An 18,399-nucleotide genomic window follows, 5' to 3' on the forward strand; every position below is an offset into this window, starting at 1 on the left:
CCCGACCCAGGAGGATCCCGCGGCCATGAGCGCCGACGTCCCGGCCGCCGCGCAGCGCCGGCCCCTCACCGTCCTGCAGTCCTTCCCCGAGCCGCGGGAGACGACGAACCCCTACGTCGTGATGCTGCGGGACGCCCTGGCCGCCGTGCCCGGCACGCGGGTGCTCACCTTCTCCTGGCGGCGGGCCCTGACCGCCCGCTACGACGCCTTCCACGCCCACTGGCCGGAGATCCTCGTCGACGGCAACGGCCCGCTGAAGAAGCTCGTCCGCCAGGCGCTGTTCGTGCTCCTCCTGCTCCGCCTCCGGGTCACCCGCGTGCCGCTGGTGCGCACGGTGCACAACCTCGAGCTGCCCGAGGGCATCTCCCGGCGCGAGCGGGTGCTGCTGCGGTGGGCCGAGCGGGTCACCGCGTCGCGGATCCGGATCAACGACAGCACCGAGCTCGACGCCGGCACGCCCGTGGAGACGATCGTGCACGGCCACTACCGCGACTGGTACGCCGCACACCCGCGCCGGGACCGCCGCCCCGGCCGGCTCGCCTTCGTCGGGCAGGTGCGCCGCTACAAGGGCGTCGACCGGCTGGTGGAGGCCTTCGGCGAGACGACCGACGAGGAGCTGAGCCTGCGCATCGCCGGCCGGCCGACGTCCGACGGGCTGGCCGAGCGGCTGCGGGAGGCCGCGGCGGCCGACCCCCGGATCAGCCTGTCCCTGGGCTTCGTCCCCGACGCCGACCTGGTCGGTGAGATCACCGGCGCCGAGCTCGTGGTGCTGCCCTACCGCGAGATGCACAACTCCGGCGGGGCGCTGGCGGCGCTGTCCCTCGACACCCCGGTCCTCGTGCCGGACAACGCGGTCAACCGCCGGCTGGCCGAGGAGGTCGGGGCCGGCTGGGTGCACACCTACACGCCGCCGCTGACCGGCGCGCACCTGACCGGCACGCTCGCCCGGCTGCGCGCGCAGCCCCCGGCGGCCGCGCCGGACCTGTCCCGGCGGGAGTGGGACGACGCCGGGCGCGCCCACGTGGCCGCCTACCGGCGGGCGCGGGCGGCCCTGCGCCGCTGAGACACCGGCGGGGCCGGGGGACCTCAGCGGACGAAGCGGGCCTCGCGGACGGCGGCGCCCTCGGCCAGGACCTCGCCCAGCGACCGGGCGCGCAGCCCGTCGGCCGCGTACCCGTCGAGCACCTCGCGGACCAGCCGGCCCTTGTCCAGCACCGGCGCCGGGCCGTCGTCGGCGCCGTCCTCGGGGCCGGCGAAGCCGTCGTGCGCGAGCACGACCGCCCCGCGGTGCAGCCCCTCCCGGGCCTTCGCCAGGCGCCGCTCGTGCGGCACGTCCCGCCAGTCCCAGGTGGTCGGCCCCCACAGCACGGGGGTCAGTCCGGCGCCGGTGACCGCGCGCCAGGTCCGCGGCGTCTGCCGCCCGTTGGGCGGGCGGTGCCAGCGGACGGCGCGGCCGAGGGCGTCCTCGAGCTCGGCGCGGCCGGCGCGCAGCAGCGGCCCGACCTCGTGCGCCGGCAGCGTGGGCAGCGGGCGGTGGTCGACGCCGTGCAGCGCCACCTCGTGGCCGGCCGCGACGACCTCGTCGAACAGCGAGCGGTACCGGCGCACCCGGGTCAGGAGCACGAAGAAGGTGGCGGTGGCGCCGGCGTCGGCCAGCGCGGCGAGCACCCGGTCGGTGCCGCCGGGCTCCGGGCCGTCGTCGAAGGTCAGCGCCACCGACGGCGCCGCCGTCCGGACCGACACGATCGACCCGGCGACGGGGCCGGCGGCCCGGCGCGCCAGCGTCAGGGCGCGACGCCGGGCGGCGCGCGCGGCCAGGAGGGTGGCGCTCACCGGGGGGCGACCCGGCCCAGGCGCCACCGGCGCCCGTCGCGGGCGTACTCCTCGTAGACGACGCCGAGCGCGCCGCCGGCCATGCCGAGGCCGCGGAAGAACGCGCGGGCCCCGCGGGCCTGGTGGGTCGCCGAGCCGGTCCCCCGGCCCAGGACCCAGCGGGCCCCTCCGCCGCCGATCCGGACCAGCCCGCGCACCAGGCCGCGGGCGCGGATCCGGAGCCGGGCGGCGGTGCCGGCGGTGAGCCGCAGCTCGGTCAGCACCGTGGCGTTGCCGTGGCTCCAGGCGCGGGTGAGCACCCAGCGGCGGGTCGTCCGCTCGGCCGGCACGCGGTCGACCGCGGCCGACTCGTCGCACCAGACCATGCGGGCGCCCGCGTGCGCCAGCGAGCGGCTGAACAGCGTGTCCTCCCCGCCGGCCAGGCCCAGGGCCGACTCGAAGCGGGTACCCGCGGCGCGGACCTGGTCGAGGTCGAGGAGCAGGTTACCGGTGGCAGCCACGTCGATCGCGGTGCCCGTGGGCATCCGGCGGCGGACGAAGAAGCGGCCGGCGAGGATCCAGGGGTCGACCGGACCGGGGTACTCGGCCAGGATCCGCCCCGACACCGCGGCGGCGCCGGAGTCCTCCCAGGTGGTCAGCAGCGCGGCCAGCCAGTGCTCGCAGGGCCGCTCGTCGTCGTCGATGAAGGCGAGCAGCCGCGATCCGGCGGCCTCGTCGAGCGCCCGGTTGCGCACCGCGGCGATGCCCGGCCGGGGCTCGACGACGGCGCGGACGCCGGGGACGGCCGCCGCGAGCGCGGCACCGGTCCCGGCGGGGTCGTTGTCGACGACCAGCACCTCCGCGGCGTACCGGCCGCCGGCGGTCACCTCGGCCACGTGCTCGAGCAGCCGCGGCAGCAGGTCGCGCAGCTCGTCCGGGCGCCGGAACGTCGGGACGGCGACGGTGACCCGCACGCCGCCCGGGTCGGGCAGGCCGGAGGTCGAGGTCACCGGGGTCGTGGCGGTCACGCCCCGCATCCCATCACCGGGGAGCCGGCGCGCGCCTCACCCCGACGGGCGGGGATGAGGGGCCGCGGACCAGCGCGGCGAGGGCGATCGCCGCGCCCTCGAGGCTGCCCCGGACCGCGGCGGCCAGCGGGCGGGGCGAGTGCACGAGCTGACGGCGGCCGCCGCGCAGCAGGATCTCCCAGCTGACCCGCGGCGTGCGCAGCAGCCAGCCGAGCAGCTGCCGGCGGGACAGGTTGCGCGCCGCGAACACCAGGCGGTTGCGGCAGTTGTAGCGGTAGTAGAGGTCGGACTTGGCCTCGCCCCGGCGCTCCCCCTGCGTGCCGCCCTCGTCGTGGACGGCGACGAGGTCGGTGCGGACGACGAGCGAGCCGCCGGCGGCCAGCGCGCGGTGGCTGAGGTCGACGTCCTCCCAGTAGAGGAAGTAGCCCTCGTCGTAGCCACCGCCGAGCCGGTCGGCCATCTCCGCCGACACGACCAGGCAGGCCCCGGTCAGCCAGTCCTCGACCGGCCCGCGCGAGCGGGTGGGGCTGTGCGGCGCGCCGGTGCGGCCGTCCCGCAGGCCCAGCGTCGAGCCGGCGAAGACCGTCGTCCCGGCCGAGTCGACGATGCGCGGGGCGATGACCGCGAGCGGGTCGGCCAGGCTGGCCACGCGCAGCTCCTCGAGCACCGCGGGGGTCACCGAGGCGTCGGGGTTCAGGCAGCAGAAGGTGGCGCAGCCGAGCTCGCGGGCCCGGGCGAACCCGGCGTTGGTGGCCGCGCCGAACCCGCGGTTGTCCGGGAGCGCCACCAGCTCCCAGCCGTGCTCGGCGGCCAGCGCGGTGACCGCGGCGCGCTCGGCGTCGGTGCTGTGGTTGTCCACCACCACGACGCGCACGTGCGGGCCGAGCGGCCCCGCCGCCGCCAGGTTCCGGCGCAGCAGCGCGCTGGAGCCGTAGTTGACGACGACCAGGCCCAGCCCCTCCGGGCCGCCGCGGGGAGCGGCGGCCCGGAGGCGGAGGGTGTTCTCCGGTGACACGACGGCAGTGTCGGTCACGGTGCGGCCGGTGCCGTGCCCGCCTCGCCGACCCAGAGCTGGTCGAACCGGACGGCGGTGGGGGCGGTGGCGGAAGCCGACACGTACTGGTCGAGCAGGACCGTGCCGGCGCGCTGCAGCACCGCGGCGTCGTCGGTGCGGACCAGCGCCCAGGCCGCCGGCTCGGCGGTGCCGGTGGCCCACGCCTTGACCCGCAGGGTGGTGGTGCCGGTGCCCGCGCTCTCGAACCGGACGGTCAGCGACGTGCCGGGCTTGTAGCCGCCGGGCAGCAGGTAGCCGCCCAGGATCGTCTCCTGGTCGTCCACCGTCCGGACCAGCATGACCTCGACCTGGCCGTCGGCACGGAACCGCAGCTTGGCCCGGTAGTCGGTGAGGCCGACCGTGCGGGTGGCCAGGCCGACGTAGACGCCGCCCCCGGTAGGTGCCTGCGGCAGCGTCAGCGCCACCTGCACCGCGACGTCCTGGCGGGAGAGCTGCGTCAGGGCGGCCGTGTTCGACTGCGCGGCCGGCACCAGCAGCTGGCCCTGCCCGCCGGCGACGGAGGCGTTGGCCGCCGGGCCGCCGATGACCCACGGGCCGCCGGTGTCGGCCGTGCCCCACCCACCGGTGACCTGGCGCTCGAAGGCGTCGGCGGCCAGCGGCGTGCCGGGCTGCGGGCCGGTGGGCGGCGCGGTGACGGTCACCGACCGGGTGGTGGTCCCGGTCAGGCCCGCGGCGTCGGTCACGGTCAGCCGCACCGTGTAGGTGCCCGCCGCGGCGTAGGTGTGCGACGCGGTCGCCCCGGTGGCGGTGCCGCCGTCACCGAAGTCCCAGGCGTGCCCGGTCACCGCGGCGTCGTCGGTCGAGCCCGACCCGTCGACGGCCACGGTCAGGCCCGAGGGCGTGGCGGTGAAGGCCGCCACCGGCGCCTGGTTCTGCGGCGGCTGCGCGGCCGTCACGGTCACCGACCGGGTGGTGGTGCCGGTCAGACCCGCGGCGTCGGTCACGGTCAGCCGCACCGTGTAGGTGCCCGCCGCGGCGTAGGTGTGCGACGCGGACGCCCCGGTCGCGGTCGCCCCGTTCCCGAAGTCCCAGGCGTACCCGGTCACCGCGGCGTCGTCGGTGGAGCCCGACCCGTCGACGGCCACGGTCAGGCCCGAGGGCGTGGCGGTGAAGGCCGCCACCGGCGCCTGGTTCTGCGGCGTCGGCGAGGGGCTGGTCGTGCCGGCCGGGTCGACCCGCAGGTCGTCCACGCGGACCACCGAGGTGGCCGTCGCGCTGCCGGAGACGTAGGTCTCGAGCCCGACCGCACCCGGGCGCTGCAGGGCCGCGGTGTCGTCGGTCCGGGTCAGGCCCCAGGCCGTCGGCTCGGCCGTGCCGGCCCGCCACACCTTGACCTGGGCGGTCGTGGTGCCCGTGCCGCTGGTCTCGAAGCGGACCGTGAGCGGGGTGCCGGCGCTGTAGCCGCCGGCCAGGAGGTAGCCGCCCAGGATCGTCTCCGTGTCGTCGACCATCCGGACGAGCATGACCTCGACCTGGCCGTCGGCGCGGTAGCGCATCTTGACCCGGTAGTCGGTGAGCCCGACCTGGCGGTTGGCGAAGCTGACGTAGGTGCCGCCGCCGGTGGCGAGCTGCGGCAGCGTCACGGTCGCCTGCACGACGACGTCGGTCCGGTTGACCGCGGGCAGCACCGCCGTCGTGCCCTGGCCGCGGGCGCCGCTGAGCTGGCCGGCACCGCCGGTCACCGACGTCGTGCCGGACGTGGTCCACGCCCCGCCGACCTCGGCCGTCCCCCAGCCGGAGGCGACCTCGCGGCCGAAGGCGTCGGCCGCGATCGGCGCACCGGGCTGCGGGCCGGTGGGCGGCGCGGTGACGGTCACCGACCGGGTGGTGGTCCCGGTCAGGCCCGCGGCGTCGGACACCGTCAGCCGCACCGTGTAGGTGCCCGCCGCGGCGTAGGTGTGCGACGCGGACGCCCCGGTCGCGGTGCCGCCGTCACCGAAGTCCCAGGCGTACCCGGTCACCGCGGCGTCGTCGGTCGAGCCCGACCCGTCCACGGCCACGGTCAGCTGCGTCGGGGTCGCGGTGAACGCCGCCACCGGCGCCTGGTTGGGCACCTCGACCACCGCGCCGGCCGGCTCGGCCCGCAGGTCGTCGACGCGGACCACCGAGGCGGCCGTCGCGCTGCCGGAGACGTAGGTCTCCAGCGAGAGCGCGCCCGGGCGCTGCAGCGTCGCGGTGTCGTCGGTCCGGGTCAGGCCCCAGGCTGTCGGCTCGGCCGTGCCGGCCCGCCACACCTTGACCTTGAGGGTCGTCGGCGCGCCGCCGCTGGTCTCGAACCGCACCGTCAGCGGGGTGCCCGCGGCGTAGCCGCCGGGCAGCTGGTAGCCGCCGAGGACGGTCTCGGTGTCGGCCACCGTGCGGGCGAGCATGACCTCGACCTGCCCGTCGGAGCGGTACCGCAGCTTGACCCGGTAGTCGTTGAGGCCGACCTTCTGCGTCACCAGGCTGACGTAGGTGCCGCCGCCGGTGGCCAGTGAGGGCAGCGTCAGGGCCGCCTGCACCGCCACGTCGGTGCGGTTGACGGCCGGCAGCACCGCCGAGGTGCTCTGGCCCGGGGCGCCGCTGAGCCGGCCGGCACCGCCGGTCACCGACGCGGAACCCGTCGTCGTCCAGGCGCCGCCCCGCTCGGCGGTCCCCCAGCCGGAGGCCACCTCCCGGCCGAAGGAGTCGGCCGCGACGGAGCCGGGGCCGGTCGGGGCCGCGGTCACGGTGACGGTCCGGGTGGTCGTGGCCGTCAGGCCGCCACCGTCGGTGACGGTCAGCCGCACCGTGTAGGTGCCCGGCGCCGCGTAGGTGTGCGACGCGGTCACCCCGGTGGCGGTGGCGCCGTTGCCGAAGTCCCACGCGTAGGAGCGGAGGACGCCCTCGGGGTCGGTGGAGCCGGCGGCGTCGACCCGCGCGGTGAGGTCGGCGACCTGGGTGGTGAAGGACGCGGTCGGGGCCTGGTTCTGGCCGCGGCCGAGGGCGGTGTGGGTGGACACCTGCTGCAGCGAGAGCGCGGTGGGGTACACGGCGACCTCGTCGATGCGGCCGTTGAACCACGCGGCGCCGCCGGGGGTCCAGCCGTTCATGTTGTCCCCACCGATCCGCCAGTAGCCGGTGAACTGCTGGGCGCGGAAGGAGCCGGCCTTCGTCCCGACGAGGGCGCCGTCGACGTACAGGGAGACGCCCGCGGGGCTCATGGTGCCGACCACGTGGTGCCAGCGGCCGTCGTTGTAGGCGGTCGGGCTGGTGACCAGCTGCAGGGCGCCGTTCCAGATGCCGAAGGTCACCCGGCCGGCCGTGTCCATGTAGACCTGCCGGTCGTAGAGGCCGCTCAGGCCGCTGGTGCGGTCACCGAACCCGATGATCTTGCCGCCGGCGGTCGAGGTGGTCTGGAACCACGCCTCCACGCTGAAGACCTGCGGGGACGGCACGGCCGTGCCGGTGGACGCCGAGCCCGAGGAGGTGCCGTTGAAGGCCGACGCCGTGTTCGCGTCGCCCTGGATGGCGCCGGCCGCCTGCCGGGTCACGCCGCCGCCGACGGTGAGGTCGCGGGGCCCTGCGTAGTCGTAGGCGATGTTGCCGGAGGCCTCACCGAGGTACCAGTGGTCTAGGGCGCCGTCGGCCGCGACCGCGCGGGCGTAGGCGCGGTTCGCGCCGCTGCTGGCGGCGGGCACCGTGGCCGTGACCCAGGAGGAGGTGAGCCGGTTGCCGGCGGGGTCGCCGACCGTCACCAGCCAGCGGTGCGAGCCCGCCGCGGCGCCGGTGTCCACGCAGCCGAAGGTCGGCAGGTCCCACCAGCGCGTCGGCCGGGTCGCCTCGCAGACCGGCGCGGACGTGTCGGTGTCCCGGTACACGCGGTAGGTCAGGTTCTCGTTGTCGCGGTCGGTCACCGACGGCCAGTTCAGCCGGACGGCGCCGGGCACCATGGTGGGGGTCAGCGTGAAGGGCCGACTGGTGGCCGGGCCGACCGTCTTGGGCGCCAGGGCCGGGACGGCGAAGCGGACGAGGCCCTGCTGGCCGACGCCGTTCACCACGGGGAACTCGCCGCCGTAGACGACGTAGTCGCCGTTGCCGCTGACCGACCAGCCGGCCTGGAACTGGCCGGTGAAGGTGCCGGCCTGGAAGGCCGGGTCCCACGGGAGGAGGGAGGGGGCGGGCTGCCCGACCAGCCGGGTGTTGTTGCGCAGCTCGCTGATGCGCTGCACCGTCCCGGTCGCCGCCACGGAGACCGCGTTGCCGAACATGTGCACGCGGTCGGGCGTCTGCTCGGGGAAGCCGCCGATGTTGGCGCAGTCGTGGGCGTGCGAGGCCGTGTAGACGGCGCCGCCGGACACGTGCACGGAGTAGTGGTCACCGCGGCAGTCGGCGAACCAGACCGGCGTGCCGCCGTCGGCCCGCGCGGCGAAGGTGCCCTCGAGGTTGCCCGTGCCGAAGTAGTCGTAGCCGGTGCCGTAGACCACGCCGTTGGCGACCGTGAGGCTGTTGATCGCCCCGTTGGGCCCGTTGTTGGTGACCAGCTGGTTGACGGCGAAGGGCCGGGTGGCGCCGGTGGAGGTGTTCAGGGCACCGACGCCGGTGGCCGCCTGGCCGTTGAGGGTGTTGAACCGGCCGGCGACGACCAGCTGGTCGGCGCCGGTGAGCACCATCGCCATGACGTGGTTGCTCGTCCCGGTGTTGGGGCCCGGCTGCGGGGCCCAGGTGAGCAGGGCGCCGGTGGCGGCGCTCACCGCGGCCAGGCGGGTGCGGGCGACCGAGCCCACGGCGGTCACGCTGCCGCCGAAGTACACCGTCGAGTTCGACGCGGCGATGGCCATGACCTGGCCGGAGACGGCCGGCCGGAACTCGGACACCAGCTGGCCGGTGGTGGTGCTGAAGGCGGCGATCCGGCTGCGGACCTGGCCGTTGACCCGGCCGAAGTCGCCGCCGACGTAGATGCGCGAGCCGTCGGGCGAGGCGGTGATCGCCAGGACCTGGCCGTCGAGCGACGGCGCGAAGGAGGAGATGAGCTCCCCGGTGCGGATGTCGTAGGCCAGCAGGTAGCTGCGGGGGGTCTCCGACGTGCCCGGGGCGGCACCGGCGGGGCGGGCCCGGGTGAAGTCACCGCCGACGTAGACGGTGTTGCCCACGACCGCCTGGGCCCAGACGACGCCGTTGATCTGCACGGTGGGCAGCGCGTCGGCCGTCACGGTGGCCGGGGTGGCGGGGGCGGCCGGGTTCAGCGGCGCCCAGTCCGCGCGGGCGGTGCCGGGGACCAACCCGCCCAGGACACCGGCGAGGAGCAGGGTCGCGAGGAGGCCGGCGAGGAGTGCCCGCGGCGAGGCGGCCGTGCGTGCTGACATGAGTGGGTCCCCCGTGTTTCGCGTGGAGCGCATGGCCGTCCTCGGGCCAGGCGGATGAACACTAAGCGTGACGATGAGACGGCCCCATCCCCCGATACGGCGACAACGGCGCAGGAAACGGCCAGGCGGGAGCCGATCTTCATCACCGTGGGTGATGGATGCGAGAACGTCGACCAGGGCCCCGGCCGGAGCCGGGACCCGGGTCGGACGTCGGGCGGAGGGGCCTCAGGCGGCCGGGCCGGTGAAGACCATGAAGGGTGCGCCGGCGCGGTAGCCGACGGAGACCGTGACGGGGTCGCGGTCGTCCGGCGGGACGCGGAACACGTAGACCCCCTGCGCGGTCGCCCCCGGCTCGACCGAGCCCGCGAACGGCGCCTGCGACGGGTCGTCGAGCGGGGACGCCGGCACCGCGTCGGCGCCGTGGGTCAGGTCGACCGCGACGCCGCCGAGGTCGACCGCCTCGGGCGTGCCGTTGGTGATGCGCACGGTCACCCGCAGGGCCGGCCCGGACACGTTGCCCCGGCCCGCGCCGACGCCGTCGACGGCCTCGATCGAGGAGACCGTGGCGGTGACGCCGTCCCCGGCGTCGGCCGGCTGGTCGAGCGGGACCGGCGGCAGGCCGGGCGGCAGCTCGTCGACGACGGGCTGCGCGTCCTCGGTGGGCGCGCTGGCCTCCGCCCCGGGGACGGTGGCCTCCAGCGACGGCTCGGCCGCCGTCGTCGCCGACGACGGCGCGGCGGCGGACCCGCCCGGGTCCTCCCCGTCCCCGGTCCCGCCCCCGCGCACCAGCAGCACCCCGGCGACGACGGCGACGAGCACCACCGCGGCCAGGGCGAGCACCAGCCGCCTGGGCGACGACGCCGCCGGACGCGGCTCCTTCTCCGACACTGCGGTTCCCCCTCCTCCGCGCTCCCGCGGGAGCGCCTCCTGCCGTCCCCGGCTCACTGCTGGGCCGCCGGGAGGTGCTCGTCGTGTCCCCAGTGCCGTGACCGCGCCGGCGGGTGCAGCGGCACCACGTCGGCGGTCGGCGTCGCGGTGCCCGGCCGGCCGGCCGGTGCGTCCGCGTCGGTCGGGGTGCGCCGGCCGCTGGGCCGCCGGCGGGGCACGTCGCGCGCGGCGAGGCGCCGGGCGAGCCGCTCGTAGCCGTCGGCGACCTCGTCCCAGTCGTAGCGCCGGGCGAGGACGCGGGCGCGCTCGCCGGCCCGGCGGGTGCCCTCGGGGTCGGCCTCGACGGCGGCCAGCTGTCGGGCGACGTCCTGCGGCGTGCGGAAGAAGCGGCCCGAGTCGCGGACCACCTCGCGGTTGAAGTCGACGTCGAAGGCGGTGACCGCCGCGCCGGCGCCGATCGCGCGCAGCAGCGAGGGGTTGGTGCCGCCCACGGAGTGCCCGTGCAGGTAGGTGGCGCAGTGGGCGTAGAGCTGGTCGAGCAGCTCCTGGTCCCAGACGCCACCGAGGAAGCGGACCCGCTCGTCGGCCAGCGCGTGCACCCGGCGGGTGTACTCGTCGGCGTAGGGCGCCGAGCCGACCACGACCAGCGGCTTGGTGGCCCCGCTGGCGGCGTAGCCCTCGACGATGACGTCGACGTGGTTCTCCGGCTCGAACCGGGCCACGACCAGGTGGTAGCCGCCGGGCTCGAGGCCGACCCGGGCCAGCTCGTCCGCGCCGGGCGCGATGAGCGGGGCGCCGTAGGTGAGCAGCGTCGTCGGGGCGGCGAAGGCCTCGCGGTAGTACTCCGCGATGCCCTCGGCGTCGGCGATGAGCACGTCCGACCAGCGGACCGCCAGCGACTCGGCGACGCGGTAGTACCGGCGCCCCACCGGGCCCCACTTGGCCCGCCGCCACTCCAGGCCGTCGACGTGGGTGGCGACGGGGATCCGGGCGGCGCGCAGGGCCGGCAGCAGCGGCGCGTTGGCCGCGTTGAAGACGATGGCGGCGTCGGTGCGGTGGGCGAGCAGGTGGCGCACCGACAGGGCGGTGTGGCTGAGGGTCTCCAGCGACCGGCGGCGCGCGGCGGGCAGGTGCACCAGTTCCATGCCGAGGTGCTCGGCCGGGGGCTCCTCCTGCGCGCCGGGCGGAGTGCGGCAGTAGACGACGACCCGGTGGCCGCGGTCGGCGAGCCGGCGGCCCACCTCCTCGACGGCGGTCTCGAAGCCGCCGTAGCGCGCCGGCACCCCGCGGGTGCCCACGAGGGCGATGCTCACGCGGTCGGTGCTCGAGCGGTCCATCGGTCCGTCCTCCTGTCGGTGCCACGGCGGTCGGCCGGCTCCACGCACGGGGCGCGGATCGACGCTAGGGAGCTGCGGGGTCGCGCCTCCTCCCCCGCCGGGGTGGGCTGGGGGTGAGAGGAGGGGGAGGCCGGCGCGGCTAGTAGGCGCCGGAGCGGCTGAGCACCGCGCGGAAGGTCTTGACGAGGATCAGCGTGTCGAGGGCCAGCGACCAGTTCTCGACGTAGCGCAGGTCGAGGCGGACCGACTCCTCCCACGACAGGTCGCTGCGGCCGGAGATCTGCCACAGGCCGGTGAGGCCGGGGCGGACCAGCAGCCGCCGGCTGACCGAGGAGTCGTAGCGGGCGACCTCGCGCGGCAGCGGCGGCCGCGGCCCGACGAGGGACATCGAGCCCCCGAGCACGTTGAGCAGCTGCGGCAGCTCGTCGAGGGACAGCCGGCGCAGCCAGCGGCCGACGCGGGTGACCCGCGGGTCGGTCCGCATCTTGAACAGCAGCCCGTCGGAGATGTTCTCCGCCTGCAGCGCCTCCACCTGGCGGTCGGCGTCGACCACCATGCTGCGGAACTTCAGCATCGTGAAGCGGCGGCCGTTCACCCCGACCCGCTCCTGGCGGTAGAGCACCGGCCCGGGGCTGTCCAGCCGCACGGCCAGCGCCAGCCCCAGCAGCAGCGGGGCCAGCACGACCAGCGCCAGGGCCGCGACGGCGCGGTCGACGCCGCCCTTGACCAGCCGGCCCCAGCCGCCGAAGCGCGGCTGCTCGACCGACAGCAGGGGCAGCCCCTCGAACGGGCGGATGTGCAGCCGCGGGCCGGCGACCTCGATGAGGCCGGGCGCGACGAGCAGCTCGATGCCGGTGCCCTCCAGCTGCCAGGACAGCCGGCGCAGGTACTCGGCGGCGGTCTCGCTGGCCGAGGTGACCGCGACGGTGTCGGCGCCCAGCCGCTCGGCGGTCGCGGCGACGTCGTCGAGGCCGCTGACCGGGACGCCGAGCACCTCGGCGACGCGGGTGCGGCTCTCCGGGGTGACGCAGGCACCGACGACCTCGAGGCCGGCGTAGTTCTCGCGGGTCACGGCGGTGGCCAGCTCGACGACGGCCCCGCCACGGCCGACGACGACGACCCGCTTGGTGCAGGCACCGTTCGCGCGCAGCCGGCGCAGTGTGCACCGGGCGGCGTAGCGGCCGGCGAGGGTGAGCACGGTGAGCGCCGGCACCGCCGGCAGCACGAGCCCGCGGCTGAGCCCGAGGTCGCCGGCGAAGGCGGCGACGCTGGTCAGGGCCAGGAGCAGGAAGCCGGCCCGGCCGACCCGCCGGTACTCGTCGCTGCCGGTGCCGAACACCCGTTCCTCGTGGGCGCCGGTGGCCAGCAGCAGCAGGGGCCAGGCGAGCACGAGCGCGCCCGCGGTGAGGACGAGCGGCGAGCCGGCGGCCGGGGTCACCGGCGCGGCCAGCACCACGGCGGCGGTGGCCAGCGCGGCCGCGGCGAGGTCGAGGACGTGCAGTGAGGCGGAGTAGCGGCCGACCCAGCGGCGGACGGGTGGCCGCCGGACGGCCCGCAGGCCGCCGCCGGGCAACTCGGGCGCCGGCCGCGGGACCGGCAGCGCCCGCGTGGTGCTCCCCGGTCCGGATCCTCGGTGGTCCAGCAGCACGGTCTCCCCCTCGTCACTCCACGTGTGCACGGGGGGCGGCAGTCACGCACGGTGCGCCGTCGTGGCGCCTCTACCGGCTCGCGTCCCCCGAACGCACGGAGGACGTTCACAGAGAGTCACGTCCGGGTCAATGCGGAGCGTGACCGTTCACCCGATGGGGAGACCGGGCGCGGACCTCAGGTGCGCGGGTGGACGACGTTCTGGGCCGCCTCCAGGCCGGAGGCCAGCAGCTCCTCGGCGGCGTCGGCGGCCTCGGCGACCAGCAGGTCGAGCTCCTTGCGCTCGGTCGCGGAGAAGTCCCGGAGGACGAAGTCGGCGGGGTCCTGGCGGCCCGGCGGGCGGCCGATGCCGACCCGCACCCGCAGGTACTCCCGGGTGCCGGTGGACCGGCTGATCGAGCGCAGGCCGTTGTGCCCGCCCTCGCCGCCGCCGCGCTTGAGCCGCACCGCGGCGAAGGGGATGTCGAGCTCGTCGTGCACGACGACGAGGTCGGTCGCCGGGATGGAGTGGTAGTCGAGCAGCCCGCGCACCGGGCCGCCGGACTCGTTCATGTACGTCGTCGGCCGGGCGAGGACGACGCGGCGGCCGGCCAGCCGGCCCTCGCCGATCAGGGTGCGGGCGCGCTTGCCCTTGCCCGGGGACAGCCGCACGCCGGCGCGGGCGGCGAGCTCGTCGAGCACCACCGCCCCGACGTTGTGCCGGTTGCCGGCGTAGCCGGGACCGGGGTTGCCCAGCCCCACGACGAGGAAGGGGCCCGCGGAGGGCGGGGACGCCGCAGGGGCGCCGGCGGGTGCGCCGGCGCCCCTGCGGGACGTGCTCTCGGTCAGCGGGGACCTCAGCTGTTCTCGGTCGACTCGATCGACTCGCCGCCGCCCTCGGCCTGCGGCTCGGGCACGACGTCGCCCAGGCCGGTGCTCTCCTCGGCCGGCGCGGACTCCTCGCGCTCGATGCCGGCCTCGGCCTCGGCCTCGGCGATCTCGGCGTCGAGCTGCTCGGCGGTCGGGGCGGCCATGACGTTGACGACCAGGGCCTCGGCGTCGGTGAGCACGGTGGCCCCGCCGGGGAGGGTCAGCTCGCCGGCGTGGATGCCGTTGCCGGCCTCGCGGCCGGTGACGTCGACCTCGACGGTCTCGGGGATGGCGGTGGCGGGCGCCTCGACCGAGACGGTGTTCAGCTCGACGCTGACCAGGGTCTCGGCGGCGGCCTCGCCCACGACGGTCACCGGGACGTCGACGGTGACCCGCTCGCCGCGGCGGACGACGAGGAGGTCGACGTGCTCGTGCACGCGGGTCAGCGGGTCGCGCTGCACCGACTTGGTGAGCGCGAGCTGCTCGGTGCCGTCGAGGACGACGGTGATCAGGGCGTTGGCGCCGCCGTTGCGCAGGACCGCGGCGAACTCGCGGGCCGGCAGCGACAGGTGGACGACGTCCTGGCCGTGCCCGTACAGGACGGCGGGGATGCGGCCCGCGCGGCGGGTCCGGCGGGCGCTGCCCTTGCCGAACTCGGTGCGGGCCTCGGCGACGAGGCGGTGGTCAGCCACGGTGTGCTCCTCAGGTGGATCGGCCGGTGTGCCGGCGGCCGCGCGCGGCACACCTCGGTCGGAGCACACGCACGTCGATCACGGAGTCGGACGGGCCGCTCCCTCGCCGGGCGACTGCCCATCCTACGCGACGGGCCGGGGTGCCCGTCGCGGACCGCCCGTCGCTGACCGGACGAGAACGTCCGCCTGACGGTGGCGACGGGGGTCGCGCCACGCCGACGGCCCTCGCTAGCGTGCCCGGCGATCTTGGGAGGCGCCCTCCGGCCGGGAGGGCCGACACGCTCGTGGAGGAACGCCGTGCTGGATGTCGCCGTCCGCGCCGGGAACCGGGTCAAGCGGGAGGTGCTGGGACGGGTCGCCCCGGCCCGGGAGCTGTCCGCGCGGCGGTACCGCCGGCGCCTGCAGCGGCACCGGCCGCACGTCCCCGTCCTCGCCGACGGCCGCGCCGACGTCCTCACCGCGCTCCGCGAGGAGGGCGTGTGCGTCACCACCCTCGACCGCCTGGGCCTGCCCGGCACCGCGCAGCTGCGGGCGGGGCTGGAGTCGCTGACCGCCGACACGGCGCGGCACGCGGTCCCGGGCGCCGACACCAGCCGGCCGCCCCTCGACGACGTGCTGGCCACGCCCGGCGTCTGGCAGTGGGGGCTGGAGAGGGAGCTGCTCGACCTCGCCGAGGCCCACCTCGGCCTCCCGGTCCGCTACTACGGCGCGGACGTCCGGTGCGAGCACGCGACCGCGCGGCCGGTCGGCGTGCGCCAGTGGCACCGCGACGTGGAGGACCACCGGATGTTCAAGATCCTGGTGTGGCTCAACGACGTCGACCTCGACGGGGGGCCGTTCGAGTACGTCTCCCGCCGGCACACCGAGCGCCTGACCCGGGAGCTGCGCTACGTCACCGGCTTCGTCAGCGACGACGGCATGCGGCGGCACGTGCCCGAGGAGGAGTGGCGGCAGGCGACGGGGCCGACGTGGACGGCGGTGGTGGCCGACACCCGGTCGGTCTTCCACCGGGCGATGCCCCCGGTGCGCCGGGACCGCTGCTCGGTGACCTTCACGTACACCTCGCGCACGCCGATGACCACGCTGCCCGTGCCCCGGGTGACCGAGCGCCAGCGGGAGCTGGCCTCCCGCGGTCTCGACGAGCGTCAGCTCGCCTGCCTGCCGCGCGCCTTCACGCGCTGACCGGCCCGCTCAGCTGGCGCCGCCGAAGAGGCTGGTGACCGAGCCGTCCTCGAAGACCTCCTTGATCGCCCGCGCCAGCAGCGGCGCGATCGACAGGACGGTCAGCTTGTCGAACTGGCGCTCCGGCTCGATGGGCAGCGTGTTGGTGACGATGACCTCGCTGACCCTGCTGTTCTTCAGCCGGTCGACCGCCGCGCCGGAGAGCACGCCGTGCGTGGCGCAGACGATGACGTCGGCGGCGCCGGCGTCGAACAGCGTCTCGGCGGCCTTCACGATGGTGCCGCCGGTGTCGATCATGTCGTCGACCAGGATGCAGACCCGGCCCTCGACCTCACCGACGACGCGGTTGGCGACGACCTCGTTGGGCTTCATCGGGTCGCGGGTCTTGTGGATGAAGGCCAGCGGCACCCCGCCGAGCTTGTCGCTCCAGCGCTCGGAGACCCGCACCCGCCCGGAGTCCGGCGACACGACGGTGGTGTCGCGGTCGCCCCAGCGCTCCTTGACGTGGTCGACGAGCAGGTCGAGGGCGAAGAGGTGGTCGACCGGGCCGTCGAAGAAGCCCTGGATCTGGGCGGTGTGCAGGTCGACGGTCATCAGCCGGTCGGCACCGGCGGTCTTGAACAGGTCGGCGACCAGCCGGGCGGAGATGGGCTCGCGGCCGCGGTGCTTCTTGTCCTGCCGCGCGTAGGGGAAGAACGGGACGACGACGGTGATCCGCTTGGCCGAGGCGCGCTTGGCGGCGTCGACCATGAGCAGCTGCTCCATGAGCCAGGTGTTGATCGGCGCGGCGTGGCTCTGGACGATGAAGGCGTCACAGCCGCGCACCGACTCCTCGAAGCGCACGAACAGCTCACCGTTGGCGAACTCGTAGGACGCCGTCGGCGTCGGCGTGACCCCGAGGTGACCGGCGATCTCGGCGGTCAGCTCCGGGTACGCCCGGCCGGAGAAGAGCATCAGGCTCTTGCTGGTGGTCTGCCGGATCGCGCTCATCGGCTCGTCTACCCCTGGTCGTCGGATCGGTCGGGCCGGCCTGCCCTACTCGGCGGCGTCGGCACCGGTGCCGGCCGCCTCGGCCCCTTCGTGTCCGGCCGCTGCGGCGGCCCGGGCGGCGGCTGTCCCGGGACGGCGCCGCTGCACCCAGCCTGCCACATTCCGCTGCCGCGCCCGCGCGACACCCATGGCGCCCGGGGGCACGTCCTGGGTGATCACCGACCCCGCCGCCGTGTATGCGCCGTCACCCACGGTGACCGGCGCCACGAGCATCGTGTCGGACCCGACGCGCACGTCGTCGCCGATCGTCGTGTGGTGCTTGGCCACGCCGTCGTAGTTGACGAACACCGTGGCCGCGCCGATGTTGGCGCCGCGGCCGATGGTCGCGTCGCCGACGTAGGACAGGTGCGGCACCTTCGACCCCTCGCCCACCTGCACGTTCTTGGTCTCGACGAAGGCGCCCACCTTGGTGCCCGCGGCCAGCCGGGTGCCCGGCCGCAGGTAGCTGAACGGGCCGACCGAGGCCCGGGGACCGACGACGGCGCCCTCGCAGTGCGACCGGACGACGCGCGCCCCCTCCGCCACGGTGCAGTCGGTGAGCGTGGTGTCGGGCCCCACGACGGCGCCGGCGGCCACCGACGTCGTCCCGCGCAGCTGCACCCCGGGCTCGAGCAGGGCGTCGGGCGCGACGTCGGCGGTGACGTCGACCCAGGTGGTGGCGGGGTCGACGACGGTGACGCCGGCGCGCATCAGGGCGTCGAGCACCCGGTCGTTGAGCGTGCGGCGGCGGGCGGCGAGCTCGACGCGGTCGTTGCAGCCCAGCACGTCGGTGGGGTCCGCGGCGCGGACCGCGGCGACCGGCGCGCCGCCATCGACCAGCGGGGCGAGGGCGTCGGTGAGGTACTGCTCCCCCTGCGCGTTGTCGGTGGCCAGGCCGGCGAGCACGCGCCGCAGCGTGCCGGCGTCGGCCACGTACACGCCCGCGTTGACCTCGCGCAGCGCCCGCTGCTCGGCGGTGGCGTCGCGCTCCTCGACGATCGCCCGGGGTGCGCCGCGCCCGTCGCGCACGATCCGGCCCAGCCCGGTCGGGTCGTCGACCTCCGCGGTGAGGACGGTGAAGACGCTGCCGGCCGCGGTGTGGGCCGCCACCAGCGACTCCAGCGTGCCGGCGGTGAGCAGCGGGGCGTCGCCGTTGACGACGAGGACCGGCCCCTGCAGGTCGGGGACGGCGTCCACGGCCACCCGGGCGGCGTGCCCGGACCCGAGCTGCTGCTCCTGCAGCACCGTCCGGGCGCCGGGCGCGACGGCGGCCAGGTGCTCCTCGACGGTCTCGTGGCCGGACCCGACGACCACCAGCGTGGTGCCGGCGCCCAGCGGCGCGGCGGCGGCCAGCACGTGGCCGAGCATCGAGCGCCCGCCGAGCTCGTGCAGGACCTTCGGGGTGGCCGACCGCATCCGGGTGCCCTGGCCGGCGGCCAGGACGACGACGGCGGCAACTGCCTGCTGGGGGCTCACGGATCTCCTCCGACGGGTGGGGCCGCCGGTGGACGCACCGGCGCTGCTCGGAACGCGGCT

13 protein-coding genes are annotated in these 18,399 nt (G+C 76.3%); 2 read left to right on the plus strand and 11 right to left on the minus strand.

The window, feature by feature from the left end:
* The first annotated feature begins 25 nt into the window (after positions 1–25).
* Complete coding sequence (locus ACI780_RS06075; protein WP_457001504.1) at positions 26–1,063, plus strand: glycosyltransferase; 1,038 nt, start codon at positions 26–28, stop codon at positions 1,061–1,063.
* A 23-nt stretch (positions 1,064–1,086) separates the two neighbouring features.
* Here ACI780_RS06075 and ACI780_RS06080 read toward each other — a convergent pair whose 3' ends face one another.
* The 9 genes from ACI780_RS06080 to ACI780_RS06120 form a co-directional block, all read right to left on the minus strand.
* Positions 1,087–1,833, minus strand: a complete 747-nt coding sequence (locus ACI780_RS06080; protein ID WP_457001506.1) for a polysaccharide deacetylase family protein — start codon at positions 1,831–1,833, stop codon at positions 1,087–1,089.
* Positions 1,830–2,840 carry a glycosyltransferase family 2 protein gene (locus ACI780_RS06085; protein WP_457001508.1) on the minus strand — a complete coding sequence of 337 codons (1,011 nt, stop codon included), beginning with the start codon at positions 2,838–2,840 and terminating at the stop codon, positions 1,830–1,832. Before ACI780_RS06085 ends, ACI780_RS06080 begins: the two co-directional genes overlap by 4 nt.
* Positions 2,841–2,853: 13 nt before the next feature.
* Complete coding sequence (locus ACI780_RS06090) at positions 2,854–3,873, minus strand: glycosyltransferase family 2 protein (protein ID WP_456869539.1); 1,020 nt, start codon at positions 3,871–3,873, stop codon at positions 2,854–2,856.
* Positions 3,870–9,239: a PKD domain-containing protein gene (locus ACI780_RS06095; protein WP_457001510.1), complete on the minus strand. Its 5,370-nt coding sequence runs from the start codon at positions 9,237–9,239 to the stop codon at positions 3,870–3,872. The genes ACI780_RS06090 and ACI780_RS06095 overlap by 4 nt, the downstream gene beginning before the upstream one ends.
* A 225-nt stretch (positions 9,240–9,464) precedes the next feature.
* Positions 9,465–10,127 (minus strand): hypothetical protein, encoded by a 663-nt coding sequence (locus tag ACI780_RS06100; RefSeq protein WP_457001512.1) that lies wholly within the window; start codon positions 10,125–10,127, stop codon positions 9,465–9,467.
* A gap of 53 nt (positions 10,128–10,180) precedes the next feature.
* Positions 10,181–11,464: a DUF1972 domain-containing protein gene (locus ACI780_RS06105; RefSeq protein ID WP_457001514.1), complete on the minus strand. Its 1,284-nt coding sequence runs from the start codon at positions 11,462–11,464 to the stop codon at positions 10,181–10,183.
* 139 nt (positions 11,465–11,603) lie between these two features.
* Positions 11,604–13,112, minus strand: coding sequence for a sugar transferase (locus ACI780_RS06110; RefSeq protein ID WP_457001516.1), 1,509 nt, complete (start codon positions 13,110–13,112; stop codon positions 11,604–11,606).
* 176 nt (positions 13,113–13,288) lie between these two features.
* Complete coding sequence (pth, locus tag ACI780_RS06115; protein WP_456869544.1) at positions 13,289–13,852, minus strand: aminoacyl-tRNA hydrolase; 564 nt, start codon at positions 13,850–13,852, stop codon at positions 13,289–13,291.
* Positions 13,853–13,947: 95 nt separating this feature from the next.
* Positions 13,948–14,652: a 50S ribosomal protein L25/general stress protein Ctc gene (locus tag ACI780_RS06120; RefSeq protein WP_457001518.1), complete on the minus strand. Its 705-nt coding sequence runs from the start codon at positions 14,650–14,652 to the stop codon at positions 13,948–13,950.
* A gap of 297 nt (positions 14,653–14,949) precedes the next feature.
* Here ACI780_RS06120 and ACI780_RS06125 point away from each other — a divergent pair, with 297 nt between their 5' ends.
* Positions 14,950–15,834 (plus strand): hypothetical protein, encoded by an 885-nt coding sequence (locus ACI780_RS06125; RefSeq protein WP_456869546.1) that lies wholly within the window; start codon positions 14,950–14,952, stop codon positions 15,832–15,834.
* A gap of 9 nt (positions 15,835–15,843) precedes the next feature.
* Here ACI780_RS06125 and ACI780_RS06130 read toward each other — a convergent pair whose 3' ends face one another.
* Both ACI780_RS06130 and glmU read right to left on the minus strand, forming a co-directional pair.
* The gene (locus tag ACI780_RS06130) at positions 15,844–16,824 is read right to left on the minus strand and encodes a ribose-phosphate diphosphokinase (protein WP_456869547.1); all 981 of its coding nucleotides are present in this window, start codon (positions 16,822–16,824) and stop codon (positions 15,844–15,846) included.
* A 45-nt stretch (positions 16,825–16,869) separates the two neighbouring features.
* Positions 16,870–18,339, minus strand: coding sequence for a bifunctional UDP-N-acetylglucosamine diphosphorylase/glucosamine-1-phosphate N-acetyltransferase GlmU (gene glmU / locus ACI780_RS06135; RefSeq protein WP_457001521.1), 1,470 nt, complete (start codon positions 18,337–18,339; stop codon positions 16,870–16,872).
* Positions 18,340–18,399: the final 60 nt, after the last annotated feature.

It is taken from the genome of Geodermatophilus sp. SYSU D00814 (assembly GCF_054050055.1).

Excerpts from the sequence above, each read along its gene's own strand:
- ACI780_RS06075 (WP_457001504.1), top strand. The coding sequence starts at position 26 with ATGAGCGCCGACGTCCCGGCCGCCGCGCAGCGCCGGCCCCTCACCGTC.
- ACI780_RS06105 (WP_457001514.1), bottom strand. The coding sequence starts at position 11,464 with ATGGACCGCTCGAGCACCGACCGCGTGAGCATCGCCCTCGTGGGCACC.
- ACI780_RS06130 (WP_456869547.1), bottom strand. The coding sequence starts at position 16,824 with ATGAGCGCGATCCGGCAGACCACCAGCAAGAGCCTGATGCTCTTCTCC.
- ACI780_RS06095 (WP_457001510.1), bottom strand. The coding sequence starts at position 9,239 with ATGTCAGCACGCACGGCCGCCTCGCCGCGGGCACTCCTCGCCGGCCTC.